This window comes from Rhizobium sp. 10PS4 (assembly GCF_032464805.1).
GTDB lineage: Bacteria > Pseudomonadota > Alphaproteobacteria > Rhizobiales > Rhizobiaceae > Rhizobium > Rhizobium laguerreae.
In genome coordinates this window covers 105,627-119,711 of sequence record NZ_JAWDIW010000010.1, presented here as the reverse complement: position 1 = coordinate 119,711, position 14,085 = coordinate 105,627, and the positions used below count along the sequence as shown (strand labels likewise).

13 protein-coding genes are annotated in these 14,085 nt (G+C 63.0%); 6 read left to right on the top strand and 7 right to left on the bottom strand.

Translation table 11 applies throughout. The features are described from left to right. Positions 1–117: 117 nt before the first annotated feature. Together RWJ89_RS19895 and RWJ89_RS19890 are read left to right on the top strand one after the other, a co-directional pair. On the top strand, positions 118–810 hold the full coding sequence (locus tag RWJ89_RS19895) for a L,D-transpeptidase (protein WP_017959135.1): 693 nt from the start codon (positions 118–120) through the stop codon (positions 808–810). Positions 811–930: 120 nt separating this feature from the next. Further along, positions 931–1,605 (top strand): outer membrane protein, encoded by a 675-nt coding sequence (locus RWJ89_RS19890; protein ID WP_316031315.1) that lies wholly within the window; start codon positions 931–933, stop codon positions 1,603–1,605. A 140-nt stretch (positions 1,606–1,745) separates the two neighbouring features. On the opposite strand, the gene RWJ89_RS19885 is transcribed toward RWJ89_RS19890, so the two are convergent. The 4 genes from RWJ89_RS19885 to RWJ89_RS19870 form a co-directional block, all read right to left on the bottom strand. Beyond that, complete coding sequence (locus RWJ89_RS19885) at positions 1,746–2,186, bottom strand: hypothetical protein (RefSeq protein WP_131666261.1); 441 nt, start codon at positions 2,184–2,186, stop codon at positions 1,746–1,748. Positions 2,187–2,250: 64 nt separating this feature from the next. Beyond that, a complete protein-coding gene (gene glcF, locus RWJ89_RS19880) occupies positions 2,251–3,561 on the bottom strand; it encodes a glycolate oxidase subunit GlcF (RefSeq protein WP_131666262.1) in 1,311 nt (436 codons plus the stop codon). Positions 3,562–3,812: 251 nt separating this feature from the next. Further along, positions 3,813–5,012 carry a glycolate oxidase subunit GlcE gene (gene glcE / locus RWJ89_RS19875; protein WP_316031314.1) on the bottom strand — a complete coding sequence of 400 codons (1,200 nt, stop codon included), beginning with the start codon at positions 5,010–5,012 and terminating at the stop codon, positions 3,813–3,815. Further along, complete coding sequence (locus RWJ89_RS19870) at positions 5,009–6,448, bottom strand: FAD-linked oxidase C-terminal domain-containing protein (RefSeq protein WP_168284993.1); 1,440 nt, start codon at positions 6,446–6,448, stop codon at positions 5,009–5,011. The genes glcE and RWJ89_RS19870 overlap by 4 nt, the downstream gene beginning before the upstream one ends. A gap of 162 nt (positions 6,449–6,610) precedes the next feature. Between RWJ89_RS19870 and RWJ89_RS19865 the strand changes: the two genes are divergently transcribed. Next, complete coding sequence (locus RWJ89_RS19865; RefSeq protein WP_025393312.1) at positions 6,611–7,507, top strand: LysR family transcriptional regulator; 897 nt, start codon at positions 6,611–6,613, stop codon at positions 7,505–7,507. A 13-nt stretch (positions 7,508–7,520) separates the two neighbouring features. On the opposite strand, the gene RWJ89_RS19860 is transcribed toward RWJ89_RS19865, so the two are convergent. After that, positions 7,521–8,372: a LysR family transcriptional regulator gene (locus RWJ89_RS19860; RefSeq protein WP_316031313.1), complete on the bottom strand. Its 852-nt coding sequence runs from the start codon at positions 8,370–8,372 to the stop codon at positions 7,521–7,523. A gap of 137 nt (positions 8,373–8,509) precedes the next feature. On the opposite strand from RWJ89_RS19860, the gene RWJ89_RS19855 reads away from it, so the two are divergent. Further along, positions 8,510–9,505 (top strand): zinc-dependent alcohol dehydrogenase family protein, encoded by a 996-nt coding sequence (locus RWJ89_RS19855; RefSeq protein ID WP_206990128.1) that lies wholly within the window; start codon positions 8,510–8,512, stop codon positions 9,503–9,505. 73 nt (positions 9,506–9,578) lie between these two features. Here RWJ89_RS19855 and RWJ89_RS19850 read toward each other — a convergent pair whose 3' ends face one another. Beyond that, positions 9,579–10,736: an adenosylhomocysteinase gene (locus RWJ89_RS19850; protein WP_316031312.1), complete on the bottom strand. Its 1,158-nt coding sequence runs from the start codon at positions 10,734–10,736 to the stop codon at positions 9,579–9,581. A gap of 98 nt (positions 10,737–10,834) precedes the next feature. Next, positions 10,835–11,743 (bottom strand): LysR substrate-binding domain-containing protein, encoded by a 909-nt coding sequence (locus tag RWJ89_RS19845; protein ID WP_132613371.1) that lies wholly within the window; start codon positions 11,741–11,743, stop codon positions 10,835–10,837. A gap of 233 nt (positions 11,744–11,976) precedes the next feature. Here RWJ89_RS19845 and RWJ89_RS19840 point away from each other — a divergent pair, with 233 nt between their 5' ends. Continuing rightward, positions 11,977–12,507 carry an NUDIX hydrolase gene (locus tag RWJ89_RS19840; RefSeq protein WP_077976647.1) on the top strand — a complete coding sequence of 177 codons (531 nt, stop codon included), beginning with the start codon at positions 11,977–11,979 and terminating at the stop codon, positions 12,505–12,507. A 62-nt stretch (positions 12,508–12,569) separates the two neighbouring features. Then, complete coding sequence (locus RWJ89_RS19835; protein WP_168259806.1) at positions 12,570–14,069, top strand: inorganic phosphate transporter; 1,500 nt, start codon at positions 12,570–12,572, stop codon at positions 14,067–14,069. Positions 14,070–14,085: the final 16 nt, after the last annotated feature.

Here is a 14,085-nt window from a genome sequence, read left to right as displayed (position 1 = left end):
GAGCCGCAAGAACATCCGGCTCCCCTTCTCCAAAAAATGTTTTATCCGGCCACACCGATCTTGAATCGGGCAGAAGTTCATGTAGCTTCGAGCGGATTTGCTTGAGGGGAATCGATCATGATCAAACTAATGTCGGGTCTGGCTGCTGCCGGACTTGTCCTGTCCTTGATGTCCACATCCGCCTTTGCTGCACCCGCCGGCTCCGCGTCCGACAATGCACGGCGCCCGGCGCAGATCGTGCGCGTGGCGCAGATGCCGAAATATGTGAAGCCGCAGTTCAAGCGCAAGAAAGTGCGGCTGGTCACGACGGAGGCCGCCGGCACCGTCATCATCGATACCAACAACAAGTATCTCTATCTCGTCGAAGGCAACAATCGCGCCACCCGCTACGGCATTGGCGTCGGCCGCGACGGCTTCGGCTGGTCGGGGGTCGTCAAGATCGGCCGCAAGGCCGAATGGCCGAGCTGGACGCCGCCGGCCGAGATGCGCCGCCGCGAAGCCGCCAAGGGCCATATCATTCCCGCTTTCCAGGAAGGCGGCGAGGACAATCCGCTCGGCGCCCGCGCCATGTATCTCTACCAGGGCGGCCGCGACACGATCTTCCGCATCCACGGCACCAACCAGCCTTGGACGATCGGCCTCAACATGTCTTCCGGCTGCATCCGCATGATGAACGCCGACGTCATGCATCTTTACGATCGCGCCTCCGTCGGCACCAAGGTGATCGTCATCGGCCCCGGCAACAGGCAGGGCAAAGTGGCGTTCGAGGACAGGGGCATCGACGTGCTGCGCACGATGTTCGGCGGCTGAGCAACACTTACCAAAAAAACGAAAGGCGCAGTTTGACGCGCCTTTTGTTTTGCTTAGACTTTGCGGCCAAAAGCTGGCACACGTGCCTAAGAGTCGACATATTTGTTTCGGGGCTATTCAATGATATCTGCGCTGCGTTCCTCCGCTTCCTCGCTTGCGGGCATCGCGTTTTTTACCGTCTGTTCGGCAGTTTCCGCCTTGGCGGAAGACCTGCAATTCTCCATTTACGGCGGCTACCAGACCGCACCGCACAGCGGCGTCGACCTTTCGGACGGCACGAGTTTCACCGCCGGCTGGGAAGGCAAGTCCTTCGGCAGCCCGCCTTATTACGGTGCCCGCGTCACCTGGTGGCTCGAGGACTTCAACAAGCCGAACTGGGGCATCTCGCTCGATTTTACCCATGACAAGGTCTATGCCGACGACGATACGCTGGCCAAGGCCGGCTGGTCGCATTTCGAATTCACCGACGGCCTGAACCTCATCACGGTGAACGGTCTCTACCGCTTCCAGGATCCGGCCCGCCGCTGGACGCCCTATCTCGGCGCCGGTATCGGCGTGAACATTCCGCATGTCGAAGTGATTCGTCCCGAGGGCAAGACCTGGGCCTACGAATTCGGCGGCGTGACGCTGCAGGCCCAGGCCGGCGTCGACTTCAAGGTGACCGAGCGCTGGTCGACCTTCGTCGAATACAAGGGCACCTATTCGCGCATCGACGTTCCGATCGATAGCGGCGTGGACCTGAAGACCAATATCTTCACGAATGCCGTCAACGTCGGCGTTTCGTTCCACTGGTAACAAATTTCAGCTGCGGTGTTAGAGCGGTTCAGCGCATAGAAGCGCAGAACCGCTCTAACCTTTTATTGTTACGCAATTCCCGGCAAAACCGCTTCGCGCTTTGCCTGGGAAAACCGCTTCGCACTTTTCCTGAAATTGCTCTATTTGGTGCCGCAGCTGACCTTGCCCTCGACGGCATAGGGTTTTTCACCGCCTTCGATGGTCAGGGAATAGCTGCCGCTGAAATTTGCGGCCGGCTTGCCGCGCGCGCCGGCGACGACTACCAGATCCAGCGTTGCTCCACCGGTGTCATCTTCGCCGCCGTCGAAGACTTCCATGAGCAGTTCGCCGTCACGTGACCAATGGTTGGTCAGGTGCTGCGATTCGAAAACACGTTTTCCGAACACCGCCTCTTGGGCCGGATCCTTGACGATCAGCGCGCCGCGGAAATGGTTGAGCTTGTGGCCGGCAGCGCTTTCGAAACCGCTTTCGACCGTGAAGCGCGCTTCCTTGTCATCGGCGGAACAGAAAAAGCGACTGTCGGCATGGGCAGCACCTGCCGCACCGAGCAGTCCCGCAAATACGATCATTCCACGCCACATTGCCCAACCTCCAAGACAGCGTCGTTTGCGGCTCTCGAAAAGATGCGCGGCGCTGCAATAGGTCTCAGCCTAACGGCAAACCTGTTAATTTTTCCGGCACAGCGCCGCCATAGGCCCAATCGAGAAGCTCGACCGTATGCAGGATCGGCATGCCGGTGCCGGTGGCGATCTGGGTGATGCAGCCGATATTGCCGGTGGCGATGATATCGGCCTTGGTGGCCTCGATGTTCTTGACCTTGCGCGCCTTCAGCGCGGCCGAGATCTCCGGCTGCATGATGTTGTAGGTGCCGGCGGAGCCGCAGCAGAGATGACCTTCCGCCGGATCGCGCACCGTAAAGCCCGCCGCTTTCAGCAATTGCTTCGGCGCGAGCGTAATGCGCTGGCCGTGCTGCATGGAGCAGGCGGAATGATAGGCGACCGTGATGCCCTTCGGCGTGTGCGCCGGCAGGTCGAGGGTTGCCAGATATTCGGTGACGTCCTTGGCCAGCGCCGAGACCCTGGCCGCCTTTGCGGCATAGGCGGGATCCAGGCGCAGCATGTGGCCGTAATCCTTGATCGTCGTGCCGCAGCCCGAAGCGGTGATGATGATCGCGTCGAGGCCTTGCCCGTCGATCTCGCGTGTCCAGATATCAACATTGGCACGCGCGCTAGCAAGCGCCTGTTCGGCACGGCCCATGTGGTGGACCAGCGAGCCGCAGCAGACCTCGCCTTCCGGCATCACGACCTCGACGCCAAACCGCGTCAGCAGGCGGATCGCCGCCGCGTTGATGCCGGGATCGAGCACCGGCTGGGCGCAGCCGGAAAGCATCGCCACCCGGCCGCGCCGTTCCGTCTCGGGCCGATACGTGCCGGGCTTTGCAAAGTCCGAAGCGGCCGGGATTCGCCGTGGCGCAAGCGCCAGCATGGCGGCAAAGGGTTTCAGTGCGCCACCGCGCATCAGGCCGACGAAGGGCCGGCCGAGGCGGGCAAGATTGAGCGCCAGGCGGAAACGGCCGGGATAGGGCAGCACGGCGGCAAGGATGGCGCGCGTCAGCCGGTTCATCAACGGACGTTTATAGGTCTTTTCGATATGGGCGCGGGCGTGATCGACCAGATGCATGTAATCGACGCCGGAGGGACAGGTGGTGACGCAGGCAAGGCAGGAGAGGCAGCGGTCGATATGAGTGACGACCTCTGCATCGGCGGGCCGACCGTTTTCCAGCATGTCCTTGATCAGATAGATGCGGCCGCGCGGACTGTCGAGCTCGTTGCCGAGCGTCACATAGGTAGGACAGGTGGCGGTGCAGAAACCGCAATGAACACATTTGCGCAGGATCTGCTCGGATTCGGCGACATCGGGATCGAGGAGCTGGGTCGGGGTGAAGTTGGTTTGCATCTAGCGGAGCCTCCGCTTGGGGAGGATGTCGGGCGTTGTGCCTGGAATACCCCCCTCTGTCCTGCCGGACATCTCCCCCACAAGGGGGGAGATCGGCAAGAGGTTGGACCATCGCTTCCTATCTGCCGTGTCGGAGTCGCAGTGCCCGAATTGTTTGGGGAAGTCATAGCCCCCAGCCAATCTCCCCCCTTGTGGGGGAGATGTCCGGCAGGACAGAGGGGGGTATCTCAGACGCAGACCCATCTTCTCCCTCACCCCATCTTCCCCGGATTGAATATGCCGGCCGGATCGAATTTTTCCTTCACCCGCCGAGACAGCATCGCTACCGCCTCGGGCTCCGGATGGAAGACCGATGTAACCGCCCTCGCCTCACCCGATGCACGGATCAGCGTCGCGTGGCCGCCGCCGAGCGCTTTGATGTAGCGACGGACCAGTTCGGCTTCGGGGCCTGCTTCCATGCGCATCCAGACGAGGCCGCCCTGCCAGTCGTAGAAGGCGTCGACGCCGGCCTCAAGGCGGAGCGCTGCGACCAGCTGATGGCCGGTGCCGGGGGCGACCGAGACGCGCCAGACTGGTCGCGCGGTGCCATCGGCATAAGGCAGCACGTCGCGGATTTCCTGCCAGAGCCTGGAGCTTTCCGGCTGTTCCAGCCGCGTGACCGTGGCGAAGGCCGACATTGCCGCGGCAAGCTTTTCGATGCGCACGTCGACCGAGCCCGGCAGGCCTTCGATGCGCAGAACTGTCGCTTCGCCCTCGGGCAATTTGCCGGCGAGGAATTTCCACGTCACCGTCAGCGGCAGGTGGGCGGCGCCTGAGACTTCCACCGGCAGGGCCATCGCCGCCGCCATGGCGTTTGCCGCCTCGGCGTCGTTCAGACCTGATAGCACCACCGTCCGCTCCGTCTTCGGGCGCGGCGGCACACGGAAGGTGACTTCGGTGAGGAAACCCAACGTGCCGTGCGAGCCGGCAATCAGCTTGGCGAGGTCGAGGCCGGTGACATTCTTCATCACTCGGCCGCCGGCCTTGATGATCTCGCCCCTGCCGTTGACGAAGCGCACACCGAGCAGGCTGTCGCGGGCGGCACCGGCGATCAGCCGGCGCGGACCGGAAACATTGGCGGCAAAGACGCCGCCGATGGTCGGCTCGCCCGACGTGCCCATCACAGGGCGATGATCCATAGGCTCGAAGGCGAGCATCTGGCCGCTCTCCGAAAGTGCCGCCTCGACCTCGGCAAGCGGCGTGCCGGATCGGACGGTCATGACCATTTCGCCGGGGTTGTAAGCGACGATGCCGGAGATTTCGCTCGAGCGCAGCTGGTCTTCGGCGGCAACCGCATTGCCGAAGCCCGAGCGGCTGTCGCCGCCGCAAATTGCCAGCGGCCGGCCGGCTTCCGCATGGGCGCGGACGATCACTGATGCCTCTTCCTCGGTCTTCGGCATCAGATCGATCATACGGCGGGACGCCCTTCGAGCGGGAATACCTTCGACGGATTGAGGATCCAGCCGGGATCGAAGGCAGCACGCGCGCCCATCTGCTGGGCGAGGTCCGCCTCGGAATATTGGTGGCGCATCAGGTCGCGCTTCTCGATGCCGACGCCATGTTCGCCGGTGAGGCAGCCGCCGGCATCGACGCAGAGCCTCAGGATATCGTTGCCGGCGGCTTCCGCGCGGGCGGCATCCTCCGGATCATTGGCGTTGAAAAGGATCAGCGGATGCATATTGCCGTCGCCGGCATGGAAGACGTTGGCGACGCGCAGGCCGTAATGATCGACGATCTCGGCGGTCCGCTTCAGCACGTAGGAGAGCTGGCTGAGCGGCACGGTGCCGTCCATGCAGATATAGTCGGCGATGCGGCCGGTGGCGCCGAAGGCGGATTTGCGGCCCTTCCAGATCAATGCCGCCTCGGTCGCTGACTGGCATTCGCGCACGGTCTTGACAGCGTGCCGGCGGGCGATCTCGACGATGTCCTTCAGCGCGGCGTCCATCTCCGCTTCCGATCCCTCGACCTCGACGATCAGCAGCGCCCCGACATCGAGGGGGTATCCGGCATGGGCGAAGGCCTCGCAGATCTCGATCGCCGGCTTGTCCATGAATTCGATCGCAACCGGAATGATGCCGGCGGCAATGACATCGGCAACGCAGGCGCCGGCCTCCTCCGAGCTTTCGAAGCCGAAGAGCACCGGGCGCGCGCCTTCCGGCTTGGCGATCAGCCGCACCGTTGCCTCGGTGACGATGCCAAGCTGGCCTTCGTGGCCGCAGATGAGGCCGAGCAGATCGTAGCCGGCCGCATCCAGCGCCTTGCCGCCAAGCTCGATCACCGTGCCATCGACCAGCACCATCCTGACGCCGAGCAGATTATTGGTGGTGACGCCGTATTTCAGGCAATGGGCGCCGCCGGAATTCATGCCGATATTGCCGCCGATGGTGCAGGCAAGCTGAGAGCTCGGGTCAGGCGCGTAGAAAAAGCCGTCCACGGAGACGGATTCGGAAATGTTGAGATTGGTGACGCCCGCCTGAACCACGGCGACGCGGTTCGGCAGATCGATTTCGAGGATGCTGTTCATCTTCGACAGGCCGAGCACGACGGCATCCTCCTGCGGAATGGCGCCGCCGGAAAGCGAGGTGCCGGCGCCGCGTGGCACGACGGGAATGCTGTAGCGATTGCAATAGCGCATGATGGCCGAAACCTCAGCCGTGGTGCGCGGCAGGGCGACGGCGAGCGGCAGGCGGCGATAGGACACGAAGGCGTCGGTCTCGAACGGCACCAGTTCGCGCGCCTCATGCACCAGGCATTCCGGCGGCAGAAGATCGGTCAGATCGGCGACGATCTGGGCGCGGCGCGCCAGCACGTCGGCGCGCGGCTCGAGAAACGAAATGGCGTCGGACATGGCGTTCTCCCTGGCCCTGACGACGGGGAATGACAGCGGGAAGATGACAGCGGAAACCGGCTGCAAACCTCCCTCCCGCCGATAGATCGGCTTAGCACTTTCCCGAAAGTGGCGCAAATGCTAAGCACTTATGCCAAAAGGGGAAAAAGTCACGAAAACCTTATGACCAATTTGGGTGATCTCGAAATCTTTGCCAAGGTCGTTTCAACCGGAAGCATGTCGCTCGCCGGGCGGGCGCTCGGCTTTTCGCCGGCCGTCGTCTCCAAACGGATCAAACGGCTGGAGGACCGGCTCGGCACCCGGCTTCTGCAGCGCACGACGCGGCAGATCTCGCTGACGGAGGCCGGACAGGGTTTCTACGACCGCGTTCTCGGCATTCTCGCCGGGCTCGAAGAGGCGGAATTCTATATTTCCGGCCGCTCGGCGCAGATGCACGGCACGCTGAAGATCTCGGCCCCGACCTCCTTCGGGCGCATGCACATCGCGCCGCATCTGAAGGATTTCATGGAGGCGCATCCGGAGCTTGCGATCAACCTGGTGCTGACCGACGAATTCAGCGACATCGTCGGCGGCGGCTTCGATCTGGCGATCCGCATCGCCGAACTCACCGATTCGAGCCTCGTTGCCCGAAGGCTGGCGCCGGTGCGCCGGCTGCTCTGCGCGTCGCCGGATTACCTTGCAGCGCATGGCGAACCGAAGCACATCGACGAGCTGAAACACCATCGCTGCCTGCCGGCCCACAATAACGACACCTGGCGGCTGAAGGGGCCGGACGGGGCGCTGAGTCTCAGGCCGGAAGGCTTGCTGATCACCAATTCCAGCGAGGTGATCCGCGAAGCTGTCATCGCCGGTCTCGGGATCGCGCTGCGCTCCACCTGGGATATCGGCGAAGAGCTCAAGAGTGGCCGCCTGGTGCAGGTGCTGCCGGCCTATGAGAGCTCGCACAATGTCGCGCTGTCGGCGGTCTATCCCAGCCGGCAATTCCTGCCGGCCAAGGTGCGGCTGTTCATCGACTATCTGGCGGAACTTTATGGCCCCGTCCCCTATTGGGAGCGCTGATGGCGGCGCCGGATCAGCGCGCCAATCTCTCGATGACGAGGTCCAGCAGGGCGCGCAGCCGCGCCAGGCGTTTCATGTCGCGGTGATAGCCGACCCAGGTGTCGCGGCCGGGCGGCGGTTCACCGAGATCGACCAGTTCGATGGCCGCAAAGGAATCGCCGAGCGGCCGCGGCAGGACGGCGAGCCCGGCTCCATTGGCACAGAGCGCCGCCTGCACGTCGCGGCTGTTGCTGCGCATGACGATGTCGGCCCGCGGCAACAGGCGCTGCAGCCAGCCGACGTCAGGCATGTCGCCGAAAGCTTCGTCCATGGTGACGAGGCGGGTGCCCGCTCCGTCGCCGGCTTCGGGGGGCGGCGCGCCGCGGCTGATGTAAACGCCGTATTCGATATGAATGAGCTTGCGCGATATGACCTCCGCCTCCGTGAAAGGCTGGATACGGAAGACGAGGTCGGCTTCACGTCGCGACAGGCTGAGAAGCCGGCTGTCGGTCAACAATTCGACCTCCACCTTCGGATGGACTTGCGAGAATTCCGCCAGCACCGGCGAAAGCACATGCGCGCCGAACCAGTCGGATGAGGACAGCCTGAGAAAACCATCGAGCTGACGGCTGCCGCCGGCAAGAACACGCTCGACGGCGAGCGCCTCCTCCTCGATCCGTTCGGCGCCGGCGAATACGGCCGCGCCTTCATCGGTCAGGACGAAGCCATCGGTCGTGCGCTGAAAGAGCGTCTGGCCGAGAGAGGTTTCAAGGGCACGCAGCCGCCTGCCCATCGTCGGCTGCGTCAGTCCGAGGCTGCGGGCTGCTGCCCCCAGCGTACCGAACCGCGCGATCGCCAGAAACAGCTTGAGGTCGCTCCATTCCATCGTTCGCATCCGCCAAACAAAAATGCATGGACATCAGTCGTTATCTTTCATTTTCATTCGCGTTTCAATGAACCATCTTTACTCACGCCAATTGCGGTGTCGCTGCAGACGCCGCAGAGCGAACAAAGGAGCGTTCGATGTCTGTACAATCAACGATGAAAGCGTTGCGGGCGGAAGCGCCGAATTCGCCGTTGCGCATCGCCGATATTGCAAAACCGGTGCCCGGCGAAGGCCAGGTTCTGGTGCGCATCAAGGCAAGCGGCGTCAATCCGCTCGACCTTAAGATCCGGGCCGGCAATGCGGCGCATGCCCGCCATCCGCTTCCCGCCATTGTCGGTATCGATATGGCCGGTGTTGTCGAAGAGATCGGAACTGGCGTCAGCGGTTTCCGCCGCGGCGACGCGGTCTACGGCATGACCGGCGGGGTTGGCGGCATTCAGGGATCGCTTGCCGAATTTGCAGCCATCGACGCCGCACTGCTGGCGCCAAAGCCGCACAATCTGTCGATGCGCGAGGCAGCCGCCCTGCCGCTGATCTCGATCACCGCCTGGGAGGGGCTTGTCGACCGCGCCGGGGTCAAGGCCGGCCAGAGGGTTCTGGTGCTTGGCGGCGGCGGTGTCGGCCATATCGTCGCGCAGATCGCCAAGGCTGCCGGAGCCGAGGTCTACGTGGTCGACGGCGCGTCGAAAGCGGACTATCTCGCCGGCCTCGGCGCAACACCGATCGATCGTGACGTGGAAACGGTTGAAGGTTATGTCGCAAGACACACCGGCGGCAGGGGGTTCGATCTGGTCTACGACACGGTCGGCGGCCAGGGGCTCGATACGGCGTTCCGAGCCGTCAGCCAGTTCGGCCATGTCGTGAGCTGCCTTGGCTGGGGAAGCCACGCGCTGGCGCCGCTCTCCTTCAAGGCCGCCACCTATTCCGGCGTCTTCACGCTGCTGCCGCTTCTGACCGGCGATGGACGCGCCCATCACGGTGAGATCATGCGGGAGATGACAAAGCTCGCCGAAGCCGGCAAGGTGATGCCGAAGCTCGACCCGCGCCGCTTCACCCTTGCCGATACAGACGAAGCGCATCGGCTGATCGAAGACCGGCAGGCGGACGGGAAGCTCGTCATCGAGATCGACTGATTTAATCCGTCCGGAATTGCGCAAAAACAAAAGGTTAGAGCGGTTCTGCGCTTCCTTGAAAAGCTGAACCGCTCTAGCGCGCCAGATCGAGGTAGGCGCTCGCCACCATCGCGTCGATATCGAAGGGCACAGGCACGATGCAGGATTGGGCGTCGGCCTCGCCCTTAGCGATGCGTTCCAGGCAGCGGGCCTGAAGGGTGAAGCCGAGATCCATCGACTCGACAGTATTGCCGAGCGGCCGCGGGCCGGCGAGATTGGCCATGTGGCCGCTGCCCAGCACATGGAAGGAGCGGCCGTTGCTCAGATGGAAGGTCTCGACGTGATCGGCCTCATAGCGGTCGATGCCGACGACATCGGGATGGCGGCGGAAAGCCTCGACATCGATCTCATGCGGGAAATGGCCGCCATTCATCAGGATCGCGCCATCCTTGACGAGCGGCAGGTCGGCCGCCGTCACGATGCCGGCAAAACCCGTGACGGTGACGATGATATCGGCCGAGCGGATCGCCGCATCGCGCAGCGGCGTGACGAAACCATCGAGATGAGCTTCGAGCGTCGTCACCGGATCGATATCGACGACGCTGACGGTGGAAAAGGCATTGCGGAAACAGGCGGCCGTGCCCTTGCCGCAGGCGCCGTAGCCAAAGACCGTCACGCGTTTGCCGTTGGTGGAGCGGTTGGTGAAGCGCAGGTAACTTTCGAACAGGCTCTGGCCGACGGCATGCCTGTTTTCGGCGAACTGCTTGATGGGGCTGTCGTTGATGACGAGGATCGGCATGTTCAGGCGCTCGCGCAGCGGCAGCAGCCGGGTGCGGCCGGAGGTGGTTTCCTCGGTGCCGCCGCGGAGATTGGCGTAGGGTTTTTCCGCCGCGATGGCGAAAAGATCGCCGCCATTATCGAGCAGCAGATCCGGCTTTTCGGCGATCACTGCTTCGAGGCTCTGATGATGAGCGGCGGGATCGGTCGTCTGCGTGGCAAAAACCGTGATGTCTTGGGAACGCAGGAACTCGACGGTCGAAGGTTGGGTGCTGTTGAGATTGCCGGTGCAGACGAGACGCGCGCCGCCGGCGCGAAGCGTCATCAGCAGCGCCACCGTCTTCGGCTCCAGATGGATGCCGGTGCCGATCGACAGGCCCTCGAACGGATGCGTCCGCTCGAATTCGGCCGCCGTCGCCTTAAGCAGCCGGCAGCTGTTGCCGATCCAGTCGATGCGGGTTGCGCTCTTTTCCATCATCTCTTTCCTATTGGCGTGTTCGTGCTGTTTTTAGCGGAGCAACAGGCCTGCGAATATGGAAGTAATTCTGGCGAAGGGGCAGAAAATCTGCCCTTTCAGGCCGGTGTCCCGCAACGAAGCAGCCAGCTGGCCAAGGCGGCAAAGGCCGGCCGTTTCGCATCCGGCGTGCGGCAGCAGAGGCTGTAGCCCGATGGCCGGCAGATGAAGCCATAGGGCGCGACCAGATGCCCGCGCTGGAGATCGTCCTCGATCGACGCGCGTGGCGCAAGCGCGATGCCGAGCCCGGAGCGGGCAGCAGCCAGCGCCAGCAGCAGATCCTCGAATTCCTGGGCGCGGGAAAAAACGACCGGCGGCGTGCCGCTTTCGGCAAACCATTCGTCCCAGAGCTTCGGAACGTTGCGGCTGACAAGCATTGTCAGCGCGCCCATCGCCGCCGGGTCGCTCGATAGTGTCGCGGCAAGCGAAGGCGTCGCGACCGGGCCGAACTCGTCCTCCATGAACCGTAGGGCGGTAATGCCTGCGGCCGGCCGGTATTCGCCGCCCATGATCACGGCGTCCAATTCGGGGTGCATCTGCAGCGGTTCGACCACGGTCATCGGCACGATGTCGACGGTATCGCCGAGGCACGCCTGCATGTCTGCTGCGCGCGGCATCAGCCACCAGACTGCGAAGGCGGAGGGCACGCCAAGGCGGATGCGGCCCGGCACCACGCCTTCAAGCTCCGAAGCAGCGCGCTGCAGAATGTCGAAAGCCGCACTCGCGGCGGCTGCAAAAGCGCTGGCCTGCAAGGTCGGGACCAGCCTGCGGCCGTCACGCAGGAAGAGCTTGCGGCCGAAGTGATTCTCCAGCGTGTCGATCTGCTGGCGCACGGCGCCGCGCACCACATTCAGCTCTTCGGCAGCCTTCAGAATACTGCCGTGACGGCAGACGGCTTCGAAGGCGCGGACAGCATTGAGCGGTGGAAGACGCATGAGGACGACATTCACAAAATCATGGTGGATCACTAGATCTCGCCATTGAACGAAAGGCAAGTTCACGCCATATTGTACAGCTGTGCAATGTGACGCATTCGAGACAGGATGTGGCGAATTTCTTGAACCTGTCCGGCCTCGATTTCCCTATGAACGGCGATCAAATCGCGTTTCGAATTGTCCTGTGGCCTTTTGGATTGCGTAAGCTTTCCGTGATATACGTATATGAGTGATTCCTAACGACGACTGCGAAGGTGACCCGACTATTGACTCTTCTCGCCCGACTGGCCTCCGATGTGCAACTGATGTTCCGGCGTCCGCCGCGACAGCAATATGGTGCGCTCTGCTATCGGGTAAAGAAGAAGAGCGGTGAGGTCGAGGTGCTGCTGATGACGAGCCGCGACACAGGCCGCTGGGTCATTCCCAAGGGCTGGCCGATGACGCGCAAATGCGCCCATGAGGTCGCGATGCAGGAAGCCTTCGAGGAAGCCGGCGTCCGCGGCATAGTCGAAACGGAGACGCTCGGCGCCTACACCTATTCGAAGGTGTTGCGCGACGGGGTACAGGTGATCTGCAAGGTGCAGGTCTACGCGCTCGAAGTCACCGACATGGCGAAAAACTTCAAGGAGAAGGGCGAGCGCCGCATTGAATGGGTCTCGTTCGACGAGGCGGCGGCGCGCGTGCGCGAACCGGAGCTCCGCCACCTTTTCCTCGCCTTCAAACAAATGATGGCCGACAGGCTTTCGGCCAAGGCGGCAAAACAAATTCCGGCAGTGAAACAAATTCCGGCAGAATGAATCCTGCCATCTTGCGCTGCTAGGAAAGCAGCGTAGAAGCAGATTCATCCTCAGGAAATAGAATGCCGCCACGTCCCGCAGTCCTCACGAAACGAACGCTCGACAAGGACCTCGACAAGATCACCCATGCCGAGGACGCTGCGAAGCATGTTTTGCGGCGGCTGGTGCCGCCTGGTCTCGGGCTGATCTTCGTTGGTCTGGCCATGCTCTTTGCCGGCGTCTACGTGTTCGACCAGCCGGGAGCGATGCTCGTCATCGCGGCGGCGGCCCTTGCCGGTTACATGGCGATGAACATCGGCGCCAATGACGTGACGAACAATGTGGGTGCTGCCGTCGGCGCGCGCGCCATGACGATGGGCCAAGCACTCATCATCGCCGCGATTTTCGAAGTTCTTGGCGCCACGGTGGGGGGCGGCGAGGTCGTCAAGACGATTTCTGCAAACATCGTCGATGCCGTCCAGGTGCCGCCGGCAATGCTCGGCTGGATCATGATGGCGGCACTGACGGCAGCGGCCCTCTGGATCAACCTCGCAACCTGGATGAACGCACCGGTCTCCACCACCCACGCGATCGTCGGGGCGGTGATCGGCGCCGGCATCTCAGCCGTCGGGCCGGAGCCGGTGAACTGGCGGGTGATGCTGGAGATCACCGCGAGCTGGATCACCTCGCCGCTGATCGGCGGTCTGATCGCCGCCGGGTTGCTTTATCTCGTCAAGACCCTGATCGTCTATCGCGACGACAAGATCGCAGCCGCGCGGCACTGGGTGCCGGTGCTGGTGGCGGTGATGGCCGGCGTTTTCATGTCCTATATGGTGCTGCAGCTGTCGCCTATCGGTCGATTTCAGCCTTCCACCATCATACTCATCGGGATCGGCATCGGGCTGGTAAGCTGGCTTATCGCCCGGCCGCTCGTTCTCGCCCAAGCGCGGGATCTTGAAAACCGCAACAGCTCGCTGCGGACGCTGTTCCGGCTGCCGCTCATCGGCTCGGCGGCGCTGCTGTCCTTCGCGCATGGCGCCAACGACGTTTCCAACGCGGTCGGGCCGCTTTCGGCAATCGTCCATTCGGTCGGTATCGGCGGCAGCGGCGGCGTCGGGCATCCGCCGCTCTGGGTCATGCTGATCGGCGCCTTCGGCATCTCCGTCGGCCTGCTGCTCTTCGGGCCGCGCCTCATCCGCCTGGTCGGCGAGGAGATCACCAAGCTCAATCCGATGCGGGCCTATTGCGTCGCGCTGTCGACAGCCTTTACCGTCATCGTCGCCTCCTGGCTCGGCCTGCCGGTCAGCACCACGCATATCGCCGTCGGCGCCGTCTTCGGCGTCGGGTTCTTCCGCGAATGGTACACGCGCCATTCGAAGGCCCGCATCGCCTATATAAGGCGCAAGGCCGAGAGCTTCGATATCGACGAGCCGGAAGAGCCGAACATCTACGAGACGCGCCGGCGCTATCTTGTGCGCCGCTCGCATTTCATGACGATCATCGCCGCTTGGATCGTCACCGTGCCGGTTTCGGCAGCGCTTGCGGCAATGATTTATTGGGTTATGTTCGCGTTCTTCGTGTGAAACCCCGAGTTTTCGA

What these genes read in the sequence shown, in the direction of transcription:
- RWJ89_RS19850 (WP_316031312.1), bottom strand. Translation starts at nt 10,736, where the DNA reads ATGGAAAAGAGCGCAACCCGCATCGACTGGATCGGCAACAGCTGCCGG.
- glcF (WP_131666262.1), bottom strand. Translation starts at nt 3,561, where the DNA reads ATGCAAACCAACTTCACCCCGACCCAGCTCCTCGATCCCGATGTCGCC.
- glcE (WP_316031314.1), bottom strand. Translation starts at nt 5,012, where the DNA reads ATGATCGATCTGATGCCGAAGACCGAGGAAGAGGCATCAGTGATCGTC.
- RWJ89_RS19855 (WP_206990128.1), top strand. Translation starts at nt 8,510, where the DNA reads ATGTCTGTACAATCAACGATGAAAGCGTTGCGGGCGGAAGCGCCGAAT.
- RWJ89_RS19870 (WP_168284993.1), bottom strand. Translation starts at nt 6,448, where the DNA reads ATGTCCGACGCCATTTCGTTTCTCGAGCCGCGCGCCGACGTGCTGGCG.
- RWJ89_RS19890 (WP_316031315.1), top strand. Translation starts at nt 931, where the DNA reads ATGATATCTGCGCTGCGTTCCTCCGCTTCCTCGCTTGCGGGCATCGCG.
- RWJ89_RS19835 (WP_168259806.1), top strand. Translation starts at nt 12,570, where the DNA reads ATGCCGCCACGTCCCGCAGTCCTCACGAAACGAACGCTCGACAAGGAC.
- RWJ89_RS19895 (WP_017959135.1), top strand. Translation starts at nt 118, where the DNA reads ATGATCAAACTAATGTCGGGTCTGGCTGCTGCCGGACTTGTCCTGTCC.
- RWJ89_RS19865 (WP_025393312.1), top strand. Translation starts at nt 6,611, where the DNA reads ATGACCAATTTGGGTGATCTCGAAATCTTTGCCAAGGTCGTTTCAACC.
- RWJ89_RS19860 (WP_316031313.1), bottom strand. Translation starts at nt 8,372, where the DNA reads ATGGAATGGAGCGACCTCAAGCTGTTTCTGGCGATCGCGCGGTTCGGT.
- RWJ89_RS19885 (WP_131666261.1), bottom strand. Translation starts at nt 2,186, where the DNA reads ATGTGGCGTGGAATGATCGTATTTGCGGGACTGCTCGGTGCGGCAGGT.